The following is a 24,477-nucleotide window of genomic DNA, read 5'->3' as shown; positions in this document are numbered from 1 at the left end:
ATTCCCGCATGTGCTTTTTATGCGATGTCAAACACTCTGCATGGTCGGGTCGGCGCGGCTTTTTGCTGGCGGCTGCCGGGTCAGCCGCCACGATGGTTTCTGCGCCCCTGCTCGCCCAGGTGGACGTGGGCCGATCGTCAAGCCTGCGCAACCTGGTTCCGGCCGAAGAACTTGAAGCCGCCGCTGTCAAGCAATATGCAAAGCTCCTGGCCGAAGCCAAATCACAAGATGCACTGGCACCCTCAGGCAATGCACAACTGCAGCGCTTGAGCGCCATTTCCCAGCGGCTGATTCCGCATGCCACTCAGTGGAATGACCGTGCACGGCAGTGGCGCTGGGAAGTCAACCTGATCGGCAGCAAACAGATCAACGCGTTTTGCATGCCTGGCGGGAAGATCGCTTTTTATACCGGCATCCTGGAGCAGCTTCGACTCACCGACGACGAAGTCGCCATGATCATGGGCCACGAAATGGCCCATGCCCTGCGCGAGCACGCGCGTGCCCGCATTGCCAAAAGCCAGGGCACCGGCACGCTGCTGTCGCTGGGCGCGCAACTGCTGGGGCTGGGCGAGTTGGGCAATGTGGCCGCGAATGTCGGTACCGAACTGCTCACGCTGCGCTTCAGCCGCGACGACGAAAGTGATGCCGACCTGGTCGGGTTGGAGTTGGCCGCGCGTGGCGGTTACAACCCGCAGGCTGCCGTCAGCCTGTGGCAAAAAATGGCACAGGCCGGTGGTGGCGCCAGTGGGCCGAGTTTCTTGTCAACGCACCCTTCGGGTCCGCAGCGTATTCAGGAACTTCAGTCCAACGTGCCCAAAGTACAGGGTCTATACCAGCGGGCACGCAGTTAGCCAATAGCCAAAAGTGCTTTCTCAGTGCCTGGCTGCTGCTTGCACTGCCAACGCCAAACTGTTGATCGCCAGACGGCGCTTCCCCAGCCACGATATCTTCGCCAAGGTTTACGGCAGGCGAAGCATGCTGCTTTCAGCAAAATTTCCTCGCTGGAAAATTTATAGCTTCAAAGCGCTACTTCGCTTTGGCGCGGGCTTTCCTTTGAGCGCGCAATTTCATTGCGCCGCCCATGGGGCGCCTGGCAAGGCGCTTGTTTCGGTCGTCGCGCTCTTCACGCCATCTGAAACGTAAACCCGAATTCATGGATTTACATGAAGTAACGACTTAGATATATGGCAACATTTATTTTAATGTTGAGCTTTTAAATTTTCCAATCTTCTACCTCCTGTGAAAACCACTTTTCCAAGGCTGGAATTCAAGTAAATGAGTTAACTAGTTTTCATGTACCCAACTGCATGATAAAAAATGTGCAGTTGTACGTTTCCAGTGGCAGAATTTAATCAACAGTTATCTCATATAAAAGCGCTGTAAAAAACGCCTAGACGGGTCCAGAAATAATTGGAAGTTAAAGCATTGAAAATCTGGACAAACAATTTTTCAAAAATCGATCAGTCTGCTTGACGTAGACAGCAAGTTTACTGGTTTGAACCAAAAAAAACAAAGGTAAGGAAGTGAGGGGATGAATATTGCGCTGTTGCGTGTTGGATCGCCAGGGGCTCCTGTTCGATTATTACAGTTAATCGTCAGTTCAAGCCAAACTCCACGCAACCAAATTTCCAAATTCCTTTGAAAATTATGGTGTCTTTGTATAGATCTTCCAGGTGTATCGTCCCAGTATGAGGTGAGGGCCATAACTCTTGAATATGGCGAGGGTTTTTTCTCGGGCTTAACAATGGTTTGACAAGGTGTTTTCCATCTCAGGGCCTTGAGGTGCCTGGGACAGGCGCGCATGCTGTGCTGGAAATGAGAGATCAATTTTTTGCACTGCTGTTGGTTGGTGTTTACAGCGTACTTTGCTATTTTATTGATACTTTTGCATGTTGCCGGGATATTGACCAATCCAAAAATGCAAACAAGATTTTTTGATGCTTTTGCCAAGACGCATTGAAGTTGTGCCAGCAATGGAATTTATAAAGGCTGACAACCTGTTAGGGAAAACCTTAACAAAATACTAAGTATCTGTTCTTTAGACATTTATTCAAACCGCTAATGAAAATATTATGTCCAATAAAGGTATTTCTTTAAAAATAGATCAGAAACCTGTAATTCCCAAACAGACACGAAGTGATCTTGCCGGAATTGCTGAAAGTGCGTTTATCGGATTGGCTCTGGTGTTGTCGCTCTGGCTGCTTGTCTTTCATTTTGAGCATACGCTGAGCCCTGCTTACGTTGTGCTTTCGATACTTATTTTTTCAATGTTTGCTTTGGTTGCACCTCAAAGCAAACCATCGATGGCAGAGAATTTTCTTAATATTGCGATATTTTGGTGCTGTATTTTCATAATTTTCAAGGTGATTGGTTTTTTTGCGTATCACATTCCTTATTTTTCAAAAGAAGTCATCGTTAACTGGTTATGGGTCGCACCGGCTTCCCATATTGGTGTGCTCCTTGTACTTCGGGGTGTTTTTCCTGGATTGTTCCGTGCGCAAATTTCTTCTCGCCGGACAGTCATTGTCGGCATGAACAGACAAGGAATCGCACTGGCACGAAAAATCGAATTTTCGCCCTATGCAGACAAGAAATTTTTAGGATTTTTTGAAGACCGGAGCGTAGATCGGACTGGCGGGAAAAACCAGTACCGGCTGTTGGGAAAAATCGGGAATCTGTCCGACTTTGTAAAGAAACATCACGTTCAGTCAGTATATTTGTCATTGCCCATGACAGCGCAGCCAAGAATACTGGAAATCCTTGACGCCCTCAAAGATACAACCTGCTCTATCTATTTCGTTCCCGATATGTTCATCACGGACCTGATTCAGGGGCGCAGCCAGTCGGTATGCGGGGTCGATGTCATCTCTGTCTGCGACACCCCCTTCAGAGGTTTCAGGGGTTTTCTCAAGCGCGCGAGCGACATTGTTCTTTCATTCGCCATATTGGCCGTTATTTGCCCGCTGCTTCTGCTGATAGCCGCACTCGTCAAGGCCAGCTCGCCAGGTCCTGTGATATTCACCCAGCGGCGCTATGGTCTGGACGGAGAGCAGATTGTGGTCTACAAGTTTCGCTCCATGGCGGTCACCGAAGACGGCAGCACGGTCCGCCAGGCTACCAAGAATGATTCAAGAATCACACGGGTGGGTGCATTTTTGCGCAAGACATCACTCGATGAACTGCCGCAATTTATTAATGTATTACAGGGCCGGATGAGTATCGTGGGACCACGACCCCATGCAGTTGCCCACAATGAGTTGTACCGTACCCTGATCAAGGGTTATATGGTCAGGCACAAGGTACGGCCTGGCATCACCGGCTGGGCACAGGTCAATGGCTTGCGCGGTGAAACTGACAAGCTGGAAAAGATGCAGGCCCGTGTCGATTTTGACCTGGATTATTTGCGTAAGTGGTCGTTGCTGCTCGACATTGTGATTATTCTGAAAACCATCCGGCTGGTTTTTAAAGACAGTACGGCGTATTGAGAAGCAGTCTGTTCGCCCTGCGCTTTGTCAAATGTGCCATCAGCGCTGGTCCTGTAACAGTGAACAGCGAAACAGCCACTATTTCAAGGAAATAATGGCTGCTTCGCTTGACCTGAAAGCGTTTAATGCTATTTTTTCAATAGCAAAAAAGCATTTTCAGCTGACCCGTATCAACTTCTTGTTGACAAATTCCTGGATGCCCGCGCCTGACAGTTCGCGACCATAGCCTGAATTCTTCACGCCGCCAAATGGCAGTTCCGGTGATGACGTGGCCCCCGAATTGATAAACACCATGCCGGTGTCAATGCGCCGCGCGACGCGCTTGCCGCGCTCGATGTCTTGTGTGAACACCGAACCGCCCAGGCCGAACGGTGAATCATTGGCCAGCGCCACGGCGGCATCTTCGTCAGCCACGCGGAAGAACAGCGCCACCGGGCCAAAGAACTCCTGCATGTACGCCGGGTTGCTCTTGTCGATGTCGGCCAGGATGGTGGGCTGCATGAAGTTGCCGTCCAGGCCTTCAATGCGCTTGCCGCCAATCAGCAAGCGTGCGCCGCCAGCCACCGCCTCGTCCACCTGGCCGATCAGGTTCTTCAGCGCGTCAAGCGAGGACAGTGGCGCCAGCGTGGTCTGCTTGTCCATCGGGTCGCCGGGCTTGAAGTTTTCCAGCGCAGACTGGAATTTCTGCAGAAAACCGTCAGCCATCGATTCGACCACGATGAAGCGTTTGGACGCGGTGCAGGCCTGGCCTGAATTGCCCATGCGGCCACTGACGGCATGCTTGACCGCCTTGTCCAGGTCGGCGTCGTCAAGCACGATGAAGGCGTCGCTGCCGCCGAGTTCCATCGTCGTCTTTTTCAGGTTCTGTCCGGCCCGCGCTGCCACGACGGCGCCAGCTGCTTCGCTGCCGGTCAGCGCCACCGCACGAATGCGCACATCGTCAATCACCTGCGTCACCTGGTCCTTGGAGATGAACAGGTTGGTGTAGGCCCCTGCCGGTGCGCCGGCCTCAAACATCAGGCGCTCCCAGGCCAGCGCGCATTGCGGCACGCTGGAAGAATGCTTGACCATGACGACGTTGCCAGCCATCAGGTTGGGCGCGGCAAAGCGGGCGATCTGGTAGTACGGGTAGTTCCAGGGCTCGACGCCGAACAGCACGCCGATGGGACTGCTTTCAACCATTGCCTCACCGCGCGGCGTGGCGATTTTTTCAGGGGCCAGAAAACGCTCGGCATGCTCGGCGTAATAGTCGAGGATAGCGGCGCTCAGCGCAACCTCTCCCATGCTTTGTGGCAACAGCTTGCCCATTTCCAGCGTGATCAGCTCGGCAAACTCCTGCGGGCGTTCGCGCAGGATGGCGGCGGCGCGGGCCAGCACGGCGGAGCGCTCGGCAAAGCTTTTGCCGCGCCATTCGGTTTCATAGCAGCTGGACGCCTGCTGGAGTTTTTCCTCCAGTGCGGCGTCGGTGATTTCGTCGAACGTCTGGAGAACTTTTCCGTTGTAGGGATTGGTACTTTGGTAGGCCATGGTTTCCTTTTTAATGGGTTGACAAATGAACGATTGGACCCGTGGGCGGCTTGCCTGGCCCTCGGCCTTCAAGCTGCGCGCCTATGGGTCAATGCCTGATTTACTCGCCCTTCAGTTGACGTACAACGGCCAATGCGGCTGCTTCTGACGACGCCGGATTCTGGCCGGTGATCAGCTTGCCGTCGGTGACAACATACGACTGCCAGTCAGCCCCTTTGCTGTAATGACCGCCGTTTTTCACCAGCATGTCTTCGACCAGGAAGGGCACGATGTCGGTCAGTTGCACGCCCGCTTCTTCGGTGTTGGTGAAGCCGGTGACTTTTTTGTCCTTGACCAGCGGCGAGCCGTCGGCTGCCTTGACATGGCGCAGCACGCCGGGGGCATGACAAACGGCGGACACCGTCTTGCCGGCAGCGGCCATGGATTCGATCAATTTGATGGAATCGGCATCTTCTGCCAGGTCCCACAGCGGGCCGTGGCCGCCGGGGTAGAACAACGCGTCAAAGCCATCGCCTGAGACTGCCGACAGCTTGCCGGTGTGGGCCAGCGCCTGTTGCGCGGCCGGGTCGGCCTTGAAGCGGCGTGTGGCATCGGTCTGCGCGTCGGCCTCGTCGCTTTTCGGGTCGAGCGGCGGCTGGCCGCCCTGGGGTGAAACCAGTGTCACGTCGGCGCCGGCATCCTTGAACGCGTAGTAGGGTGCGGCAAATTCTTCCAGCCAAAAACCGGTTTTCTTGCCGGTGTTGCCGAGTTGGTCGTGCGAGGTGAGAACCATCAGAATTTTCATATATGTCGTCCTTTGTTTGCCGTTCCTGCCTCATCCGGGGCAGGAGCGGCGGTTTGATACCGTCAAAATGCTTGCTTGGCTGCTCTTTATCAATGAAAAAGTACTTTTGCGCAAGTACCATAAGCACAGGCAGCTATTTATTTGATAGCGCTGTGACGCGTCTGGCCCTTACGCCGGCTGCAAATCCAGTACCGGGTAATCGGTGTAACCATGCGCACCGCCGCCGTAAAAGGTCGTGCGGTCAGGCGTATTGAGCGCGGCGCCCTGACGGAAACGCTCGACCAGGTCAGCGTTGGCAATGAACGCCCGGCCAAAGGCCACGGCGTCTCCCGTGCCTTGGTCAATCAGCGCATCGGCTTCATCTGCCGTGTAGCCGCCGCAGAAAATCAGCACGCCGTTGAACGCCGCACGAATTTGCGCGCGGAAAACAGCGGTCAACTCAGGCCCGCCGATCCAGTCGGGCTCGGCGATGTGCAGATAGGCAATGCCGCGCTCGGTGAAGGCTTTGGCCAGGTACAAAGCGCTGGCTTCGGCTTCGCTGTCGGCAATGTCCATTCCCATAAAGTGCGGCGACAAGCGCACGCCGACCTGTTTGGCGCCGACTTTTTCAATCACCGCATCCAGCACTTCGAGCGTCAGGCGCGCGCGGTTTTCCAGGCTGCCGCCGTAGGCGTCGGTGCGCTGGTTGCTGTTGGTCGACAAAAACTGCTGCAGCAGGTAGCCGTTGGCCGCATGCACTTCCAGAAAGTCAAAGCCGGCCCGCTGGCCGCGCACGGCGGCTTGGCGGTACTGCTCGACGATGCCTGGCAGTTCTTCTGTCGCCAGTGCGCGCGGGGTTTCAGTGGGAACGTTTTCAGCGGTGCCGTCAGGCTGGATCACGAAGCACTGGGCGTCTTTGGCAATCAGGGCCGACGGCGCGACCGGCGCAGCGCCGTTTTCCTGCAGCAGCGAATGCGAGATGCGGCCGACATGCCAGAGTTGCAATGCGATATGGCCGTACTGGGCATGCACGGCCTGCACGACTTTTTTCCAGCCGGCTTCCTGTGCATCGGTGTAGATGCCAGGCGTCAGGGCATAGCCCTGGCCTTGCCGGGACACCTGCGTGGCTTCGGTGACGATCATGCCGGCGCTGGCGCGCTGCGTGTAGTACTCGACATTGAGCGCATTCGGAATGTCGCCCGGCTGGCCGGCCCGCGAGCGGGTCAGCGGCGCCATGATGACGCGGTTGGGCAGGGTGGTGTTGCCCATTTTCAGGGGGGTAAGGAGTTTTTTCAGCATGGGGGTCTTCTAGGTTGAGGGATAAAAATGGGGCTGTTTTTGCCAGTGGTTCTGGTACGACAGCCCGGGACTGCGGACTTCTTGAAGTCCGCAGTGCGGAACGTCCAATGATTTACAGTGCGGCTTCCAGAATGGTCCGGCTGACTTGCGGGCTGATGTCCTGGTGTTCGCCCAAACGGGTCATGCCATTGGCTTCAAGTTGCCTGACCACCGCATCGACCACTTCGCTTCCGAGGTGGTAGCCCGACAGCCGGGTGCTGATACCCAGGCTTTCGAAAAATCCACGGGTACGCTCGATAGCCGCGTCAATCCGCTCGTCGTCAGTGCCGCTGGTGATGTGCCAGACGCGCTCGGCATACTGAAGCAGTTTGGCGCGCTTGGTTTTGCGCTGCACGTTGAGCAGCGGAGGCAGCACGATGGCCAGCGTGCGGGCATGGTCGATGCCATACAGCGCCGTCAGTTCGTGTCCGATCATGTGGGTGGCCCAGTCCTGCGGCACACCGGCGCCGATCAGGCCGTTGAGTGCCAGCGTGGCGGTCCACATCAGGTTGGCGCGGGTGTCGTAGTCTTCCGGCTCGGCCAGCGCCTTGGGGGCGATTTCAATCAGCGTTTGCAGCAAGCCCTCGGCGAAGCGGTCTTGCGCCAGGCCCTGCACCGGGTAGGTCAGGTACTGCTCGACCGTGTGCACAAAGGCATCCGCGATGCCGTTGGCAATCTGCTTGGGCGGCAGGGTGAAGGTCTTGGTAGGGTCCAGCACCGAGAACACCGGAAAGACGTGGAGGCTTTTGAACGCCAGCTTGGTCTGCGTCGCCTTGCGTGTCACGACCGAGCCGTTGTTCATTTCCGAACCGGTGGCGGGCAAGGTCAGCACCGTGCCGAAAGGCAGGGCGCGGGTCACGTTGTTGCCCTGCTTCAGCAGGATGTCCCATGGCTCGCCGTCGAAGCAAGCTGCAGCCGCGACAAACTTGGTGCCGTCAATCACCGAGCCGCCGCCGACGGCCAGCAAAAAGTCGATCTTTTCGCGCTTGACCTGCTCGACCGCCTTCATCAGCGTTTCATAGGTCGGGTTGGGCTCGATACCGCCAAACTCCTGCAGCACGCGCTCGCCCAGCGCCGCCCTGACTTCGGCCAGCGTGCCGGTTTTCTCGGCACTGGCGCCACCGTACAGCAGCAGCACTTTGGCGGTGGCAGGCACCAGATTGGCCAGCTCGGCGACCTTGTCACGTCCGAAAATGATTTGGGTGGGGTTGTGAAACGTAAAACTCTGCATGTTTTCCTTTTGAAATAGACCAGTCGGCTAATGGGTGTGAAAAAAAATGGCTCGCAGGGCATGAACCCTGCGGGCCGGGATGGTTATAAAAAAATGGTCAGGCGGCTGTGAGTTGAGGCAGTTTCAGCAAGCCCAAAGTGGCGGTCATGGCCGCATCCATGGCGCTGCGATCACGCCGGATTTTGGTCAGCAGGGCCGCACCCAGCCAAAGCTCGTACAGTGTCAGCGCTGTCTGACTGGCATTGAAATCGCTGGACAGCGAACCGTCTTCCAAACCTTCCTGAATACACTGGCCCAGCCGTTCGATGATCAGGTTGGTGCCGTGCAGCAAGGCCACTCGCATCGCTTCGGACATGTCGCAGACCTCGCCGCTCAGCTTCACGACCAGACAGTTGCAGTCAGTGACCTGCGTATCGTCCGTGCTGGCCCAGCTTTCCCAGTAACCCATCAGGCGCTCTGCGGCAGGCATTCCGTTGGGCCGCAGTTGCAGGTCAACATGCGTGAGGTAGTCTTTCACGTAGCTGTCCACCAGCGCTTCGCCAAACGCTTCCTTGGATTTGAAGTAGTGGTAGAACGACCCCTTGGGCACGCGGGCAGTGGCCAGAATCTCGTTCAGTCCGACCGCCGAAAAACCCTTGCCCAGAATAATGGTGCGTCCGGTGTCGAGGATGTGCTGCTTGACATCCGTGTGTTCGTTGCTCATGGGCTGGAGTTTACCTTTTAAATTAGACCAGTCGTCTAGTGCGGTCTTTGCGTGCTGTCGGGCTGGCGTTGTTGCCGGGCACAATGGCAGACATGAAAGCACCCCCAAGACTGCAATCCCTCGTTGAAGAGGGCCTGATCGATACCGTCGTCCGCCAGCTCATGAGCGGCAAGGAAGCGATGGTTTATGTGGTTCGCTGCGGCGATGAAACCCGATGCGCCAAGATTTACAAGGAAGCCGACCAGCGCAGCTTTCGCCAGGCGGTCGATTACACCGAGAACCGCAAGGTCAAGAACAGCCGCCAGGCACGCGCCATGGCCAAGGGAACCAAGTTCGGCCGGCAGGCCAGCGAAGCCGCCTGGCAAAGCGCCGAGGTCGATGCCCTGTACAAACTGGCCGACGCCGGCGTGCGCGTGCCCCAGCCGTACAACTTTTGTGACGGCGTGCTGCTGATGGAACTCGTGACCGACGCGAACGGCGACGCCGCGCCGCGCCTGAACGACGTGGACTTCACGCCCGAGCAGGCGCGCCGGCACCATGCCAGCCTGATCGCCGAAGTCATCCGCATGCTGTGCGCGGGCGTCGTCCATGGCGACCTGTCCGAGTTCAACATCCTCCTGGCCGAAGACGGCCCGGTCATCATCGACCTGCCGCAGGCGGTGGATGCCGCCGGCAACAACCACGCCAGCCGCATGCTGCTGCGCGACGTGGCCAACCTGCGCAACTTCTTTGGCCGTTTCGCGCCTGACCTGCTGAAGATCGACTACGGCAACGAGATGTGGGATTTGTACCAGCGCGGCGTGCTGTACCCCGACACCGTGCTGACCGGCCATTTCAAGCGCAAGGCCGGGCCGGTGGACCTGGGTGGCGTGCTGCGCGAAATCGACGATGCCAGCGCCCAGGAAGCCGCCCGGCGGGTGCGCATGGGCCAGTCGTAGGCAACACCAGCGTCGCCGGGCGACCCTGCAGCCCATCGCGTGCATTGCCCGGCAGGCGAAAAGCTGCTCCAGGCGCGTCTTGCAGGGCCCCTGCGCAGGCCCCGGTGGTCTGGTCCCACGCGCAACCAACCTGTAGGTGAAGGCTTACCCAGGCTGGCGCCAACTGCCCAAGCGGTTGCCACACCATGCGGTTTAGGCTCAAGCCCTTGGTGCTCGCTGCTCGCTGGTGAGTTGCAAGCCGGATGCCCATCCACACGCCTATGGAGAAACCACATGAACAACCAAAAAATGAGTGCCGGCGCAGCCTTTCCCCCGATGGGCTGGGATGCTGTCAAGGGTGGTCGCGTCGAGCCGGCACAAGACAGCGGCTGGCGCATGCTGGTGGTGTACCGAGGCAAGCATTGTCCTATTTGCAAAACCTACCTTGATACGCTCCAGGGGATGCTAGACGATTTCAAGGCAGCGCAGGTGGCCGTCTTCACCGTCTCGGCCGACAGCCGCGACAAGGCTGAAACCGAAGTGACCGCATGCGGCTGGACGTTTCCTGTCGGCTACGACCTGTCGGTCGAGCAGATGCACCAGCTGGGGCTGTACGTGTCCGCGCCGCGCTCGGCCGAGGAAACCGACCGGCCGTTCTCCGAGCCAGGCGTGTTCGTGCTCAATCCGCAGGGGCAGGTGCAAGTCGTGGATGTGTCGAACGCGCCCTTTGCCCGCCCGGACCTCAAGGCGCTCCTCAAGGGTGTGCGCTTCGTGATGGACAAGGAGTACCCGATCCGGGGGACGGCCTGAGCTGAACCGGTCGCCGCAGCCCGCGCCCGCGCCGTCGCCGACGGCATTCGTCCCGCAGCCCCAACAAGACATTTCATGCCTGGAAAAGGATGGATCGCAGGCCTGGCCGCCACTGTCGTGCTGTCGGTACTGATGGTGATGAAGACCATGAGGGGCGTGATGCCCGAGCGGGATCTGCCGAAGTTGCTGGCAATGATGATGGGCTCCCCAGACTCGCCGATGGCCGGCTGATGGCTGACACGGCAGCGGACGCTGTGCGCCGCTGCGTACCAAGCCATGGACGGACCGGACACAGCACGCATCTCCATCGGGCTAAACGATGACGGCAACGCGAAAAGGGTATTTCGAGCCCCTCTCCTACGTGGATTCAAACCGCGGCGTCGATGCGCTGAATGCCTGATGGGGAGACCATGGCCTCTTGTTGTTCAAATTTTCCGATTCTGCCTCTCAAGGAGCAAAAACCATGAAGCCCACCAAAACCGGACCCGCCTCCAGTCATGATGATGCGAAGCATCCCAGCCCGCTGGGCAGCCAACAGGCTGTGGCCGAGAAAGCGGCCAACAGCAAGGCCAGCGTCAAGGCACGGGTAGATTCGAAAAACATGCCTGACACGCCTGATTTGCACCACCAGCACACGCCCAACAGTTCAGGCAGGAAATAGGAAGGCCAGGGGGCTGAGCCCTTGAGGGGGATCAGCCTGCATCAACTGGCAAAGCCGGTGGGTTCCTGTGGACTCATGGCCATGCGCAGCGTTCGAGCTTCATGGCTTGATGCGGCTAGGCCGCTTTGCATGCCCGTGGTGCCAAGGCCGATGGGCGATTCTTCTTCCACAGGCTGGTTCGACTTGATCTCGGGCTGGTGGGTGTCTCCGGTCAACTTGGTGTTGTCTTTGGGGCTCGGAATGGCTTGCTCCTGTGTTGAAGTGCTACCAATTTATGACTGCATGCAATGCCCAGGGGAGGGCCGATAAATTTTGACTTTAAAGGCAGGGTGAACGGCAATTTTCAAACCGCCGGCAGCAAAGACACGCCCGCAAGTCCGGAGACGTTCTGACGCAATAACGCGAGGAACCAGGCAAGCTGACCCCATCTGCCGCGCATCGGCTGCGCGATGCGATACGGCATGAATACGCCGCCGATACACACGATCAGGGCTGCGAGGCAATCCACACCCATCCGCATCACGGTGCGGTCGCGCCGCTCGATCGGTTTCATCAGGAACACGCTGGTGAGCGCAATGCCGGGCAGCGCCGCCAGCGTCGAAAAGCGTCCGACCTTGCCCGGAACCGCACCGACAGTGTCAACAAGGTCCGCTGCGGACATCAGGACAAATCGCCACATGCATCGCGACCCCGCCCAAACCCGTTTTCTCGCTGTTTCGCTACGCATGGTGCGCAGCCTGCCATACGAAGCTTGCATGGATTTACCGCAGTGATACCATCAAAATCCGAACCCATAAGCACGTCGTTCGCGTCGTCAACCACCATGAGCAACAATGCAGCGCGCTTTGCGACAGTCCTGATTTTGGCCGCCATCGGCGCAGGCGCCTGGTACTGGTGGCAGCAGCGCCCGCAACCCCTGACGGCGTTTCCCGACACCCCTGTGGTTGCGGCGCCCGCGCCTTCGCTCCCTGCTTCTGTCCCTGCGGCGATTCAATACCCGATCACCTCCGCGCCCGATGAGCCCGCCGCTGGTGCGCCGTTGCCCGCACTGGCCGACTCCGACGCCTGGTTGAGCCAGGCCCTGGTCACGCTGCTGGGGCGCGACAAGGTGCAAACCTTTTTGCACCTTGAGGGTTTCGTCCGCCACGTGGTGGCGACCACCGACAACCTGGCCCGCCAACACGCCCCGCCAATGGTGTGGCCCGTGGTGCCGACACCCGGCCGCTTCACCACCCTGGCCAGCGGCGAAGAGGCCGGCAACACAAGCGCCGGCGTGACCCGCATCAGTCCCGACAACAGCCTGCGTTACACACCCTTTGTGCTGTTTGTCGAGTCGGTGGACACTGCGGCCGCTGTGCGTCTTTACAAACGGCTGTACCCTTTGTTTCAGCAGGCTTATGAAGAGTTGGGATTTACCGGCCGTTATTTCAACGACCGGCTTGTTGCAGTGATTGACCTGCTGCTGTCCACACCGGTGCAGGCCGGACCGCTCGATGTGACGCTGGTCGAGGTCAAGGGCTCCGTTCCCTCGCTCCGGCCCTGGTTGCGTTACGAGTTCACCGACCCTGCGCTCGATGCGCTGTCGGCAGGGCAAAAAATGCTGCTGCGCACCGGCCCGGTGAACCACCGGCGGCTGAACGCCAAACTTCTGGAGGTCAGGCGCCTGGTCAGCAGCGATGCGCCGACACCGGCAGCGCCTGCTTCACGTCCCTGATCCGGCGCATCATCACCTTCAGGGCGGAAAAAGTCCTGGAGCCTATGGCAGAGGTCAGTGGTGCGCGCTGTATGCCATCCGGCACGCCCGCATGGCGTGCAAGGGACCGGGCATGTTTTGCTACTAAATAGATAGCTTGATACGAGCGCCAGATGGGCGGGACAGACTTTTTTGAAGCAGAAAAATCCGTGGCCAATCAGAACGAATGCGCTTCATGCCTCCATTGGCTCCACCATCGCGTGGCGGCTGGGCCGCTCACCAATCTGTTGGCGCCACATGGCGTAGTACAGCCCCTTGGCTTCGAGCAGTTCTGCATGGCTGCCGCTTTCCACGATGCTGCCTTTTTCCAGCACAAAGATGGTGTTGGCATGCATGATGGTTGACAGCCGGTGGGCAATCAGCAGCGTGATGCGGCTGCTGCTGGCCGACAGCTGGCGCACGGTACGGGTGATCTGCTCTTCGGTGATGGAGTCGAGCGCCGATGTGGCCTCGTCAAAAATCAGCAGGCGCGGATGGCGGATCAAGGCCCGGGCAATCGACAGCCGCTGTTTTTCGCCGCCCGAGAGCTTCATGCCCATCTCGCCGATGACCAGGTCCAGCCCCTCGGGCGACTTGGCCAGCAGGTAGGCGCACGCGGCTTTTTCCATGGCGGCGATGATTTCGTCGTCGGTGGCGTCGGGCTTGACGAACTGCAGGTTCTCGCGAAGCGTGCCGGCAAACAGGTGCGTTTCCTGCGTCACAAAGCCGATTTGCCGCCGCACCTCGTTGTAGCGCAGGTCGCGGGTCGAAATGCCGTTGTAGAACACCTGGCCGCTGGCGGGCGAATACAGGCCGACCAGCAGCTTGACCAGGGTGGACTTGCCCGAGCCCGACGGGCCGACAAAGGCCACGGTGTCACCCAGCCCGGCCGAAAACGACAGCGACTCCAGTGCGTTGTCGGCGGCGTCCTTGTGGCGAAAGCTGACATCGGCAAAGTGCACCGAAGTGACCGGCCCGATCTTCACCGGCAACTCGGGCCGACGCTCGACCGGTTTTTTCATCAACGCATCAAAGTTCAGCAGCGACGTTTCGACTTCCCGGTAAGCGACGATCACGTTGCCAAGTTCTTGCAGCGGCGCAAAAATCGCCACCGAGATGAACTGCATGGCGATCAGCTCACCGGTGCTCAGCACGTCGCGAAAGATCAGCCACAGCAGGGCAAACAAGATCGCCAGCTTCAGCAGGCTGAGCGTGCTGCCCTGCAAGAAGGACAGCAGCCGGATGCGCCTGACCTTCTTCATCTCCAGCGCAAAAATTTTCATCGTCTGCGCCTGCAGTCGCCGAATCTCGGGAAAGGTCAGGCCCAAGCTCTTGATCAGCTCAATATTGCGCAGCGACTCGGTGATGAAACCCGAATTGCGGTTGGTCTCGCGCACGATGGAGCGTTGCTGGGTCTTGATTTCGCGGCTCAGCAGCCCGGTCAGCCCGCCCATCAGCAACACGCCGACCAGAAACACCGGCACCAGCAGCCAGTGCCGCGTGACCGAATACCAGCTCAAAAAAGCGATGCCGACGATGGCCGCAAAAAAGGTGTTGATGAAGGCGTTGATGAAGCGCTCGCTGTCGGCGCGCACCTTTTGCAGCAGCGACAGCGTCTCTCCGCTGCGCAAATCCTCGAATTCCTGGTATTTCAGCCGAAGCACCTGGCGCAGCCCGTCGTTGAAAATCTGCGTGCCAAATTTTTGCACCAGCAGCCGGGTCGCATAGTCCTGCAACGTCTTGGCCAGCCGCGACAGTACGGCCACGCCCACCGCCAGCCCGAGCAGCGACAGCACACCCGACACAAGTTCTTCCTCTGTCTTGCCCGCCCGCCCGATGGCATAGTCGTCAATGATCCGGCCGAAGATGATCGGATCGACCAGCGCCAGCACCTGGCTGATGGCCGCCAGCAGCAAGGCAAGTGCGGCGAGCGAGCGGTGCGGCCGCAGATAGGTCCAGAGAATGTGCATGGCTTTATTTTTTCGAGTGGCACATGCGCTGCAGTATCTCCAAAAGCGCAGCAGTTGAGATTGAAAAGAAAATCCTGACGCAGCAGCAACTCGAACAGGGCGTGCCTGTCTCAGGCTGGGGACGGCGGTTCCCTCTGCCAGGGGCGTCTATGGCAATTCTTTTGAGGTGATGCAGCATTGATGGCGTATTAATTGCTTCAATTTGTTTCAAAATAAGGCGTTTTATCCCTTGTTGAGGGGATGTACTGCCAGTGCTATTTACTTAAAAATTACATCATTCCAAAGGCGGGCTTATTTGACGACCTCACGGGTCGTTTTAATTGACTGCTTGCTTGCCAGTCGCAGCGGATCAAAGTCGCCATCGCAAAGGCTCAGGCGCATGCTCAGGCACATAACTATTAAAGACAAGGGTCCCACATGTCCACCCCTAAGTACAAAATCGAAAGCAACGGCACGCTTACCAGTGATTTGTTACTGGCCATCAACTTTGACCACCTCTACGACAACAGTTCGCTGGCCGTGGCCATTGCGGCTAAAAGCATCACCTTGCCAACACAAAAAGAGGTGCGCGTGGTACGGGTGCATGACGGGGAAGTGATTTTCCGCACCAAGGTAGAGGATGCGGCGAACGCAAGCTTTTCCTAGCATCGGTTAGCCCCAATTTTTTTGAGGAGCATACCCCCGTAGAACTTGATGCCTTGAGGCAGTCTGTTGCGCAGCGCCCTGGTACTCAAGTGGCTCAAAGTCTCCAGTCGTAATCGATTGTCAGCGGTGCATGGTCGCTGAAACGTTGCGCCTTGTGGATGGCCGCCGCGCGGGCAGTGGCGCCAAAACCTGGTGTCGCCAAGTGATAGTCGAGCCGCCAGCCAACGTTCTTGGCATAGGCCTGTCCCCGGTTGCTCCACCAGGTGTAAGCGTCGCCGGTGGTTTCAGGATGCAGCCGGCGGTACACATCGACCATGCTGTCCTGGCCCAGCAGCTCCGTCATCCAGGCGCGTTCCTCGGGAAGAAAACCGCTGTTCTTCTTGTTGCCCTTGAAGTTCTTCAGGTCGATTTCCTGGTGCGCGATGTTGATGTCGCCGCACAGCACGAATTCGCGGGGCGTACCGCCGCATTGTTTCAGCGCCGCCAGGTGCGGGTACAGCTCGGCCAGGAAGCGGAACTTGGCCGCCTGACGCTCCTCTCCCGAGGAGCCGCTTGGAAAATAGCAGCTGATGATGGACAGTTTGGGGCTGTGCGCGCGGCCAGGCCGGTCAAAGCGCAGTTCGACATACCGGCCTTCGGCGTCGAACTCGGTCGAGCCATAGCCGACAATCACTTCGCTTGGTTCATGGCGGGTGTAAATGCCGACGCCCGAATAGCCTTTTTTCTCGGCAAACTGAAAGTAGCCCTTGCTTCCGGCGATTTCCTCAAAGCGCCCGCTCAGGTCGGCCGCCTGCGCCTTGAGCTCTTGCACGCAAATACAATCTGGCATCGATTGGGCCATCCATTCCTGAAGGCCCTTGGTGGCAGCGGAACGGATGCCATTGAGGTTGAGGCTGGTTAATTTGAACATGGGACTTTCAATGAATACGACGACAGGGCAGACAGGCAATCAAGGCGAGGCCATGCCACCGCAGGGCGATCTGGCCCAGGAATTCGTGCAGTTTGCGGTCGAATCCGGGGTGTTGCGCTTCGGCCAGTTCAAAACCAAGGCCGGGCGCATGAGCCCCTATTTTTTCAATGCCGGCCTGTTTGATGACGGCGCCAAGCTCGGCCGGCTGGCGCAATTTTATGCGCGCCAGCTGCTGGCCGAGGAGCAGCGCAGCGGCCTGGCGTTCGACATGATCTTCGGTCCCGCCTACAAGGGCATTCCGCTGGCTGCCGCAGTCGCCATCGAGCTGGCACGGCTGGGGCGCAACCTGCCGTTTGCCTACAACCGCAAGGAAGCCAAGGACCACGGCGAGGGCGGCACGCTGGTCGGCGCGCCACTCAAGGGACGCGTTCTGATTGTCGATGACGTGATGTCTGCCGGCACGGCCGTGCGCGAGTCGATTGCGCTGATCCAGGACGCCGGCGCCACGCCGCATGCGGTGGCGATTGCGCTTGACCGCCAGGAAAAGGCCACTGAAAACGGCCTGGACGTCGAACACAGCGCCGTGCAATTTGTCACGCGGCAACTCGGGTTGCAGGTTTGCGCTATTGCGCAGCTGAGCGATTTGTTACATTATTTGGCCTTGCACAGCGACCCTGCAACTGGTGACCAAAACGCCGATGCCATGCAGCTCAAAAACCATTACCAGTCCGTGCTGGCTTACCGAGAACGCTACGGCGTCAACTGAAAAAAGAAATTGCGCCTGTCTTCACTGCTCACATCCGGTCTTGCGGGTCTGGTTTTTCTTCTGGCAGGCGCTGCAGTGGCACAGCAGATCTACTCGTGCGTGGATGCAAAAGGGCGCACCATCACTGCGGACCGACCCATTGCAGAGTGCAGTGACCGCGCCCAGCGCACACTGTCGCCGTCCGGCATTGTCACGCACCAGATTGGACCCTCGCTGACCGCGCATGAACAGGCTGCTCAGGAAGAAAAAAACAGACGGGCTGCTGAGTTGCGTGCGCGCGAAGCCGAAGACCGGCGCCGCGACAAGGCGCTGCTGATGCGTTATCCCACGCCTGAAGTGCATGACCGCGAACGGGTGGCCGCGTTGCTGCAGATCGATGAAATCATCCACACGTTGAGGACGCGGCGGAGCGAGTTGGCCGGCCAGCGCAAGACGCTTGACGGAGAACGGGAGTTTTATGCCAAGGACCTGTCCAGGATGCCGGTTTCGCTCAAACGCAGGCTGGAAGAAAACGCGGGCAACGTTGCTGTCCAGCAACAATTTATTGCCGCTCAGCAGCAGGAAAAAAAACGCGTCAACCAGCGCTTTGATGAGGAACTGGTCAAGCTCAGGCAGTTGTGGGCGTTTGCAAATCCGACAGCTCCCATCGGCACTGGCGATTCCCGTAACGGCAGGAACTGAAAGTTTAAGCCAAATTGCTTTTCTGCGCAATACTGGCTTGCCTTGATAGCTACTGTTTCGATAGCATTTTGATGCAGTGAAAGCGGGGCGTCAAGCCAGTTTTTTCTTCAGCAATTCATTCACCTGCGCCGGATTGGCCTTGCCCTTGGTGGCCTTCATGGCCTGGCCGACCAGCGCGTTGAAGGCCTTGCTGTTGCCGGCGCGCACTTCCTCGACGTTCTTGGCGTTGGCCGCCAGCACGCCGTCGATGATGGTTTCCAGTTCGCCGGTGTCGCTCATCTGCTTGAGGCCCTTGGCCTCGATCAGCGTGTCAACGTCCTGGTCTTCACCGGCCCACAAGGCGTCAAACACCTGACGTGCCGCATTGTTGGAAATCGTGCTGTCGGCAATCCGGCCGATCAGGGCCCCCAACTGGCTGGCGCTGACGCTGGACGCTTCAATCGACTTGTCCTCGGCATTCAAGCGGCGTGACACCTCGCCCATCACCCAGTTGCTGGCCAGCTTGGCCTGCTTGCTGGCATGTGCCACCGCTTCAAAATAGGCCGCCGTCGCCTTGCTTTGCGTCAACTGGCCGGCGTCGTAGTCGCTCAGGCCATAGTCGGCCACGAAGCGTGCGGCCATCACGCGCGGCAGTTCCGACATCTCTGAGCGCGTCTTTTCCACCCAGTCGCGGCCAATGACCAGCGGCGGCAAATCCGGGTCGGGGAAATAGCGGTAGTCGGCGGCGTCTTCCTTGCTGCGCATCGAGCGCGTCTCGCCGGTGTCCGGGTCGAACAGCACGGTCGCCTGCTGAATGGCGTGGCCGTCCTCGATCTGCTCGATCTGCCAGCGCACTTCGTAGTCCATCGCCTGCTGCATGAACTTGAAGCTGTTCAGGTTCTTGATCTCGCGGCGCGTGCCCAGTTCGGCGCCGGGCTTCCTGACCGACACGTTGGCATCGCAGCGAAAGCTGCCTTCCTGCATGTTGCCGTCGCAAATGCCGATCCAGGTGACGATCTTGTGCAGTTCCTTGGCATAGGCCACGGCCTCGGCAGTCGAGCGCATGTCGGGTTCGGTGACAATTTCCAGCAGCGGCGTGCCCGCGCGGTTCAGGTCGATGCCGCTCTGGCCGATGAAGTCCTCGTGCAGCGATTTGCCGGCGTCTTCTTCGAGGTGGGCACGCACCAGGCGCACGGATTTCTTTTCGCCGTCCAGGAAAAACTCGACCACGCCGCCTTGCACCACCGGGATCTCGAACTGGCTGATCTGGTAGCCCTTGGGCAGGTCGGGGTAGAAATAGTTCTTGCGCGCGAACACGCTGCTTTCGGCAATGTGCGCGTTCACCGCCAGGCCGAACTCGATGGCGCGCTGCACCGCGCCCTTGTTCATCACCGGCAGCGCGCCGGGCAGGGCAAAGTCCACGGCGGACGCCTGGGTGTTGGCCTCGGCGCCAAACGCGGTCGAGGCGCGGCTGAAAATCTTTGACTGCGTGGTCAGCTGGGTATGGGTTTCAAAGCCGATGACAACTTCGTAACCTTGCACCAGCAGGGATTTTTTATCTTGGCTCATGCTGAAATTCCCGGTACTTTCTGGTGCCAGTCGGTCGCCAGCTGAAACTGGTGGGCTGCGCCCAGCAACTGCGCTTCCTTGAAATAGTTGCCGATCAGCTGCAGGCCGACGGGCATGCCGGCCGCGCCGAAACCGGCCGGCACGCTCATGCCGGGCAGTCCCGCCAGGCTGGACGACAGCGTGTAGATGTCAGCCAGATAGTTCGCCACCGGGTCGGCGGACTTTTCGCCAATTTTCCAGGCCACCGTGGGCGACACCGGACCGGCAATCACGTCGCATTGCGTAAAAGCAGTCTGGAAATCCTGCGCGATCAGGCGGCGGATTTTTTGCGCCTTCAAATAGTAGGCGTCGTAATAGCCGTGGCTCAGCACATAGGTGCCGATCATGATGCGGCGCGTGGCCTCGTCGCCAAAGCCTTCGCTGCGCGACTTCTTGTACATGTCGGTCAGGTCGGTGTAGTGCGCCGCGCGGTGGCCGTAGCGCACGCCGTCAAAGCGGCTCAGGTTGCTGCTGGCTTCGGCCGGGGCGATCACGTAATAGACCGGAATCGACAGTTCGGTCAGCGGCAGGCTGACATCGACCAGCGTCGCGCCCAGTTTTTCAAATTCGGCCAGCGCGCCGCGCACGGCCGCCACCACGTCGGGCGCGCAACCGGCGCCGAAAAACTGCGTCGGCAGGCCGATTCTCAAGCCTTTTAGGGGCTTTGCGCTAGTTCCGTCTGCATGAGTAGCTATTAAATCAGTAGCATAGTCAACAGCGGGCAGGTCCAGCGAGGTCGAGTCGCGGTCCGGGTCCGGGCCGGCCATGGCGGACAGCAGCAGGGCGCAGTCGAGTGCGCTGCGCGCCATCGGGCCGGCCTGGTCCAGGCTGGAGGCAAATGCCACCATGCCGTAGCGCGAGCAACGGCCATAGGTTGGCTTGATGCCGGTGATGCCGGTCAATGACGCCGGCTGGCGGATCGAGCCGCCAGTGTCGGTGCCGGTGGCGGCAGGCACGAGGCGCGCAGCGACGGCGGCCGCCGAGCCGCCCGACGAACCGCCGGGCACGCGGCTCACGTCCCAGGGGTTCTGCACTTTTTGATAGGCGCTGTTTTCGTTGCCCGAGCCCATGGCGAACTCGTCGCAGTTGAGCTTGCCCAGCGTCACCATGCCGGCGCCGCCAATGCCAACGCCCAGCCTGTTGACGACTGTGGCATCAAACGGGCTGCGGTAATGCGCCAGCATCTTCGAGCCGGCAGTGGTGGGAAAGTCGCGGGTGACAAACACGTCCTTGTGCGCCAGCGGCACGCCCAACAAGGGCGTGCGTTCCCCTGCGGCCAGTCGGGTGTCGGCGGCCCGGGCCTGCGCCAGTGACGCGTCGGCGTCAAGTGCCAGAAACGCGCCCAGGCTGGCATGCTGGTCGATACGTTTCAGAAAATGCTGCGCGACTTCTACGCTGGAAACCTCACCTGCTGCCAGTTTGGCAGCGAGTTGCGCCACGCCGAGGTCGTGCAGGTCAAGGTTCAGGGGGCTGGAGGAGGGGCTGCTCATTCGATCACTTTCGGCACAAGAAACAGGCCGCGCTCGACGGCTGGCGCGCTGGCCTGGCTGGCTTCGCGCTGGTTGGGTTCGCTGGCGATGTCGTCGCGCAGCCGCAGGGCGACGTCGCCGAGCAGCGCCGCCGGATGCGCCAGCGGCTCAATGCCGTCGGTATTCACCGCCTCCATCTGCGCGACCAAGGCAAAAAAACCGTTGAGCTGGCTCAGTGTGCGCTCGGTTTCGTCGGGCCGGAGTTCCAGCCGTGCCAGATTGGCCACGCGTTCAATGTCTTTAAATGTCAATGCCATAAATGCCAATAAGCGCTTGTGAAGTGATGCAGAAGAAAAAACGCCTTGCACAGGGCGCGATAATGCAACTAAAACCAGATGTAAACCAAAAAAAACGGGCATTGTGCCACGCTGAATCAGAGTGGATGCGTTATTATCCCGCCTTTGGCGTGAATTCAAGGCCTGATCCACCCTTTAGGCGCTTTTTAGACGCTTCAAACAGGTTTTGCAACCTAGCCTTGTACGTCCTCTCTTTCCTCTGCTGATTAAATAATAAAGGCGATGCGGCAGCGAAGTTTGCCCATGCCGCAACCGGATTTTTGAACATGTTTGAAGCATTCCGTCGGTACTTTTCCACCGACCTGGCGATCGATCTGGGCACTGCCAACACCCTGATCTTTGCGCGCGACAAGGGTATTGTGCTGGATGAGCCGTCGGTGGTTGCGATTCGCCACGAAGGCGGTCCCCATGGCAAAAAGGTCATCCAGGCCGTCGGCCGCGAAGCCAAGGCCATGCTGGGCAAGGTGCCTGGCAACATCGAGGCGATCCGCCCGATGAAGGACGGCGTGATTGCCGACTTCGTCATCACCGAGCAGATGATCAAGCAGTTCATCAAGATGGTGCATCCGCGCCGCCTGCTCACGCCCAGCCCGCGCATCATCATTTGCGTGCCCTGCGGCTCGACCCAGGTCGAGCGCCGCGCCATCAAGGACGCCGCCGAGGCGGCCGGCGCTGCCGCTGTGTATCTGATTGAAGAGCCCATGGCTGCCGCGCTGGGCGCCGGCCTGCCGGTGTCCGAGGCCAGTGGCTCGATGGTCGTCGACATTGGCGGCGGCACTACCGAAGTCGGCGTGATCTCGCTCGGCGGCATGGTCTACAAGGGCAGTGTGCGCGTCGGCGGCGACCGTTTTGACGACGCCATCATCAACTACATCCGCCGCAACTACGGCATGCTGATTGGCGAGCCGACGGCTGAAGTGATTAAAAAGACCATCGGTTCGGCCTTTCCCGGCTCCGAAGTCCGTGAAATGGAAGTCAAGGGCCGCAACCTGTCCGAAGGCGTGCCGCGCAGCTTCACCATTTCAAGCAACGAAATCCTTGAAGCCCTGACCGACCCGCTCAACCAGATCGTCTCGGCCGTCAAGAACGCGCTGGAGCAGACGCCGCCCGAACTCGGCGCCGACATTTCCGACCGCGGCATGATGCTGACCGGCGGCGGCGCGCTGCTGCGCGACCTGGACCGCCTGCTGGCCGAGGAAACCGGCCTGCCGGTGCTGGTCGCCGAGGACCCGCTGACCTGCGTGGTGCGCGGTTGCGGCATCGCGCTGGAGCGCATGGACCGCATGGGCTCGATCTTCACCACGGAATAGGCTTTTTTCACCACGCCATCCTCAAGCCCGTCCCATGCAGCGCGGCTGCAGCACCATACCGGACCGGCTTGACCACGCACCATGGCTTTAGGAACCCTCGACCGATCCCTGCCGCCCTTTTTCAACCAGGGGCCGTCGGTATTTTCCAAGCTGGTTTTCTTTGGTGCGCTGTCGGTGTTTTTGATGGTGGCCGATGCGCGTTTCAACGTCACCCAGCCGATCCGCGCCGCCCTTGCCACGGCCCTGTACCCTGTGCAGTGGGTGGCCCTGCAGCCGGTTCATGCCGTGCAGGGCGTCAGCGGCTACTTCACCGACCTGGACCAGGCGCAGCTTGAAACCGCCCAGGCCCGTGAAAAGCTGGCGCTGCAGTCCCTGCGCGCCGGCCAGGTCGAGTTGCTGATGCAGGAAAACAACCGCCTGCGCAAGCTGCTTGACCTCAAGGCGCAACTCGCCACGCCGGTCTTCGCGGCCGAGGTGGTGTACGACGCCGCCGATTCCTATACCCGCAAGGTCATCATCGACAAGGGGCAAGTGCATAAAGTCGCCCTGGGCTCGCCCGTGCTTGACGAATCGGGCGTGCTGGGACAGGTGACGCGGGTGTATCCGCTGGTCAGCGAAGTCACGCTGGTGGTCGACCCCGATCTGGCGATTCCGGTGCTCAATGTGCGAACGGGCGCGCGCAGCGTAGCCTATGGCGACCCGACGGTGGGCGGCACCGGCATGGAACTGCGCTTCATGGGCAGCAACGCCGATGTTCAGGAAGGCGACCTGCTGACCACCAGCGGCGTCGATGGCGTGTACCCGCCCGGCCTGTCGGTGGCGCGCGTCAGCCGGATCGAGCGCCGGGCCGAATCGGCATTTTCCAAGATCTATTGCGTGCCGCAGGCGCTGACCACGGGCGCACGGCATGTCATCGTCGTCCAGCCGGTCACGACCGATCTGGCGCTGCCGCCTTCAAGCATCGCGCCGGTTGCGCCTGCCCGAAAGGGGTACGCCAAATGATCATGCGCTCCGGCCAGCAACTGCTGCTGCCTGCCAGTCCGGTGTTCATCTGGAGCACCCTGGCAGCCGCTTTGCTGCTCAACATGCTGCCACTGGGCCGGGTGCCGTGGATGCCTGATTTGCTGGCGTTGGTGCTGGTCTTCTGGAACGTGCACCAGCCGCTGAGGGTCGGCATCGGCATCGCCTTCATGTTCGGCCTGGCGATGGATGTTCATCAAACGTCGCTGCTCGGGCAGCATGCCTTTTCCTATGTCGCGCTGAGCTTTTTTGCGTCCATGATCCAGCGTCGGCTGTTGTGGTTCACGGTGCCGCTGCAGGCCTTGCAGGTGTTGCCGCTGTTTGCAGCGGCACATGCCGCCGAAATAATCCTGCGGCTGCTCGGCGGCGGCGTTTTTCCCGGCTGGATCGTGCTGGTCGCGCCATTGGCCGAGGCATTGCTCTGGCCGCTGGCGAGCGTGCTTCTGCTGGTGCCGCAACTGCGCACGCCTGACCGGGATGAAAATCGGCCTCTTTGAGAGCTTGCCGGACAGACCGCAGAGCTTGCCGCCAGCCCAAGGCCAGCGGCAAGCTCTGTCCCCAACTGATCAAATGACATCCAACCCCGGCCTCAACCG

Annotated in this window: 26 protein-coding genes; 14 read left to right on the top strand and 12 right to left on the bottom strand. The window is 59.5% G+C overall.

Going from position 1 to position 24,477, the window contains the following annotated elements:
• Positions 1-8 precede the first annotated feature (8 nt).
• The 3 genes from IWX87_RS15230 to IWX87_RS15220 all read left to right on the top strand — a co-directional run bounded on the left by IWX87_RS15230 (position 9) and on the right by IWX87_RS15220 (position 3,485).
• Positions 9-851, top strand: a complete 843-nt coding sequence (locus IWX87_RS15230; protein WP_196864417.1) for a M48 family metallopeptidase — start codon at positions 9-11, stop codon at positions 849-851.
• 124 nt (positions 852-975) lie between these two features.
• Positions 976-1,143 carry a hypothetical protein gene (locus IWX87_RS15225; protein WP_196864381.1) on the top strand — a complete coding sequence of 56 codons (168 nt, stop codon included), beginning with the start codon at positions 976-978 and terminating at the stop codon, positions 1,141-1,143.
• 929 nt (positions 1,144-2,072) lie between these two features.
• Positions 2,073-3,485 carry an undecaprenyl-phosphate glucose phosphotransferase gene (locus tag IWX87_RS15220; protein ID WP_196864380.1) on the top strand — a complete coding sequence of 471 codons (1,413 nt, stop codon included), beginning with the start codon at positions 2,073-2,075 and terminating at the stop codon, positions 3,483-3,485.
• A gap of 156 nt (positions 3,486-3,641) precedes the next feature.
• On the opposite strand, the gene IWX87_RS15215 is transcribed toward IWX87_RS15220, so the two are convergent.
• From IWX87_RS15215 to IWX87_RS15195, 5 genes are all read right to left on the bottom strand, one after another.
• Positions 3,642-5,012: an NAD-dependent succinate-semialdehyde dehydrogenase gene (locus tag IWX87_RS15215; protein WP_196864379.1), complete on the bottom strand. Its 1,371-nt coding sequence runs from the start codon at positions 5,010-5,012 to the stop codon at positions 3,642-3,644.
• A gap of 100 nt (positions 5,013-5,112) precedes the next feature.
• Positions 5,113-5,796 (bottom strand): type 1 glutamine amidotransferase domain-containing protein, encoded by a 684-nt coding sequence (locus tag IWX87_RS15210; protein ID WP_196864378.1) that lies wholly within the window; start codon positions 5,794-5,796, stop codon positions 5,113-5,115.
• 168 nt (positions 5,797-5,964) lie between these two features.
• On the bottom strand, positions 5,965-7,074 hold the full coding sequence (locus IWX87_RS15205) for an alkene reductase (protein ID WP_196864377.1): 1,110 nt from the start codon (positions 7,072-7,074) through the stop codon (positions 5,965-5,967).
• A gap of 112 nt (positions 7,075-7,186) precedes the next feature.
• Positions 7,187-8,344, bottom strand: a complete 1,158-nt coding sequence (locus IWX87_RS15200) for an iron-containing alcohol dehydrogenase (protein ID WP_196864376.1) — start codon at positions 8,342-8,344, stop codon at positions 7,187-7,189.
• A 97-nt stretch (positions 8,345-8,441) separates the two neighbouring features.
• Positions 8,442-9,047, bottom strand: coding sequence for a TetR/AcrR family transcriptional regulator (locus tag IWX87_RS15195; protein ID WP_196864375.1), 606 nt, complete (start codon positions 9,045-9,047; stop codon positions 8,442-8,444).
• Between the two features lie 92 nt (positions 9,048-9,139).
• Between IWX87_RS15195 and IWX87_RS15190 the strand changes: the two genes are divergently transcribed.
• The 4 genes from IWX87_RS15190 to IWX87_RS15175 all read left to right on the top strand — a co-directional run bounded on the left by IWX87_RS15190 (position 9,140) and on the right by IWX87_RS15175 (position 11,435).
• Positions 9,140-9,985 carry a PA4780 family RIO1-like protein kinase gene (locus tag IWX87_RS15190; RefSeq protein ID WP_196864374.1) on the top strand — a complete coding sequence of 282 codons (846 nt, stop codon included), beginning with the start codon at positions 9,140-9,142 and terminating at the stop codon, positions 9,983-9,985.
• A 273-nt stretch (positions 9,986-10,258) separates the two neighbouring features.
• Positions 10,259-10,774 (top strand): redoxin domain-containing protein, encoded by a 516-nt coding sequence (locus IWX87_RS15185; protein ID WP_231374833.1) that lies wholly within the window; start codon positions 10,259-10,261, stop codon positions 10,772-10,774.
• A 75-nt stretch (positions 10,775-10,849) separates the two neighbouring features.
• Positions 10,850-11,005, top strand: a complete 156-nt coding sequence (locus tag IWX87_RS15180) for a DUF6789 family protein (protein ID WP_196864373.1) — start codon at positions 10,850-10,852, stop codon at positions 11,003-11,005.
• 232 nt (positions 11,006-11,237) lie between these two features.
• On the top strand, positions 11,238-11,435 hold the full coding sequence (locus tag IWX87_RS15175) for a hypothetical protein (protein ID WP_196864372.1): 198 nt from the start codon (positions 11,238-11,240) through the stop codon (positions 11,433-11,435).
• Positions 11,436-11,476: 41 nt separating this feature from the next.
• Here IWX87_RS15175 and IWX87_RS15170 read toward each other — a convergent pair whose 3' ends face one another.
• Entirely contained in the window at positions 11,477-11,650 is a 174-nt protein-coding gene (locus IWX87_RS15170) for a hypothetical protein (protein ID WP_196864371.1), read from the bottom strand.
• 128 nt (positions 11,651-11,778) lie between these two features.
• Positions 11,779-12,114, bottom strand: a complete 336-nt coding sequence (locus IWX87_RS15165) for a hypothetical protein (RefSeq protein WP_196864370.1) — start codon at positions 12,112-12,114, stop codon at positions 11,779-11,781.
• 144 nt (positions 12,115-12,258) lie between these two features.
• On the opposite strand from IWX87_RS15165, the gene IWX87_RS15160 reads away from it, so the two are divergent.
• On the top strand, positions 12,259-13,149 hold the full coding sequence (locus IWX87_RS15160; RefSeq protein ID WP_196864369.1) for a DUF3014 domain-containing protein: 891 nt from the start codon (positions 12,259-12,261) through the stop codon (positions 13,147-13,149).
• Between the two features lie 212 nt (positions 13,150-13,361).
• On the opposite strand, the gene IWX87_RS15155 is transcribed toward IWX87_RS15160, so the two are convergent.
• On the bottom strand, positions 13,362-15,137 hold the full coding sequence (locus IWX87_RS15155; protein WP_196864368.1) for an ABC transporter ATP-binding protein: 1,776 nt from the start codon (positions 15,135-15,137) through the stop codon (positions 13,362-13,364).
• A gap of 417 nt (positions 15,138-15,554) precedes the next feature.
• On the opposite strand from IWX87_RS15155, the gene IWX87_RS15150 reads away from it, so the two are divergent.
• A complete protein-coding gene (locus tag IWX87_RS15150; protein WP_196864367.1) occupies positions 15,555-15,782 on the top strand; it encodes a hypothetical protein in 228 nt (75 codons plus the stop codon).
• Between the two features lie 94 nt (positions 15,783-15,876).
• On the opposite strand, the gene IWX87_RS15145 is transcribed toward IWX87_RS15150, so the two are convergent.
• On the bottom strand, positions 15,877-16,692 hold the full coding sequence (locus IWX87_RS15145) for an exodeoxyribonuclease III (RefSeq protein WP_196864366.1): 816 nt from the start codon (positions 16,690-16,692) through the stop codon (positions 15,877-15,879).
• A 10-nt stretch (positions 16,693-16,702) separates the two neighbouring features.
• On the opposite strand from IWX87_RS15145, the gene pyrE reads away from it, so the two are divergent.
• Together pyrE and IWX87_RS15135 are read left to right on the top strand one after the other, a co-directional pair.
• Positions 16,703-17,458 carry an orotate phosphoribosyltransferase gene (pyrE, locus tag IWX87_RS15140; protein ID WP_370583922.1) on the top strand — a complete coding sequence of 252 codons (756 nt, stop codon included), beginning with the start codon at positions 16,703-16,705 and terminating at the stop codon, positions 17,456-17,458.
• Between the two features lie 9 nt (positions 17,459-17,467).
• A complete protein-coding gene (locus tag IWX87_RS15135) occupies positions 17,468-18,139 on the top strand; it encodes a DUF4124 domain-containing protein (protein ID WP_196864365.1) in 672 nt (223 codons plus the stop codon).
• A 90-nt stretch (positions 18,140-18,229) separates the two neighbouring features.
• Here IWX87_RS15135 and gatB read toward each other — a convergent pair whose 3' ends face one another.
• Genes gatB through gatC form a run of 3 tightly spaced genes read right to left on the bottom strand, consistent with a single transcriptional unit; the run spans position 18,230 to position 21,512 of the window.
• Complete coding sequence (gene gatB, locus IWX87_RS15130; protein ID WP_196864364.1) at positions 18,230-19,687, bottom strand: Asp-tRNA(Asn)/Glu-tRNA(Gln) amidotransferase subunit GatB; 1,458 nt, start codon at positions 19,685-19,687, stop codon at positions 18,230-18,232.
• The gene (gene gatA, locus IWX87_RS15125) at positions 19,684-21,216 is read right to left on the bottom strand and encodes an Asp-tRNA(Asn)/Glu-tRNA(Gln) amidotransferase subunit GatA (RefSeq protein ID WP_196864363.1); all 1,533 of its coding nucleotides are present in this window, start codon (positions 21,214-21,216) and stop codon (positions 19,684-19,686) included. The genes gatB and gatA overlap by 4 nt, the downstream gene beginning before the upstream one ends.
• Positions 21,213-21,512, bottom strand: a complete 300-nt coding sequence (gene gatC, locus IWX87_RS15120) for an Asp-tRNA(Asn)/Glu-tRNA(Gln) amidotransferase subunit GatC (protein WP_196864362.1) — start codon at positions 21,510-21,512, stop codon at positions 21,213-21,215. Before gatC ends, gatA begins: the two co-directional genes overlap by 4 nt.
• 305 nt (positions 21,513-21,817) lie before the next feature.
• Here gatC and IWX87_RS15115 point away from each other — a divergent pair, with 305 nt between their 5' ends.
• The 3 genes from IWX87_RS15115 to mreD all read left to right on the top strand — a co-directional run bounded on the left by IWX87_RS15115 (position 21,818) and on the right by mreD (position 24,378).
• The gene (locus tag IWX87_RS15115; RefSeq protein WP_036807110.1) at positions 21,818-22,861 is read left to right on the top strand and encodes a rod shape-determining protein; all 1,044 of its coding nucleotides are present in this window, start codon (positions 21,818-21,820) and stop codon (positions 22,859-22,861) included.
• An 81-nt stretch (positions 22,862-22,942) separates the two neighbouring features.
• The gene (gene mreC, locus IWX87_RS15110; protein WP_196864361.1) at positions 22,943-23,863 is read left to right on the top strand and encodes a rod shape-determining protein MreC; all 921 of its coding nucleotides are present in this window, start codon (positions 22,943-22,945) and stop codon (positions 23,861-23,863) included.
• Complete coding sequence (gene mreD, locus IWX87_RS15105; RefSeq protein WP_196864360.1) at positions 23,860-24,378, top strand: rod shape-determining protein MreD; 519 nt, start codon at positions 23,860-23,862, stop codon at positions 24,376-24,378. The genes mreC and mreD overlap by 4 nt, the downstream gene beginning before the upstream one ends.
• Positions 24,379-24,477 lie beyond the last annotated feature (99 nt).

It is taken from the genome of Polaromonas sp. CG_9.7 (assembly GCF_015752205.1).
Taxonomy (GTDB): Bacteria; Pseudomonadota; Gammaproteobacteria; order Burkholderiales; family Burkholderiaceae_C; genus Polaromonas.
The sequence above is the reverse complement of the archived record's forward strand: the minus strand, read 5'-3'. Positions and strand labels throughout refer to the sequence as shown.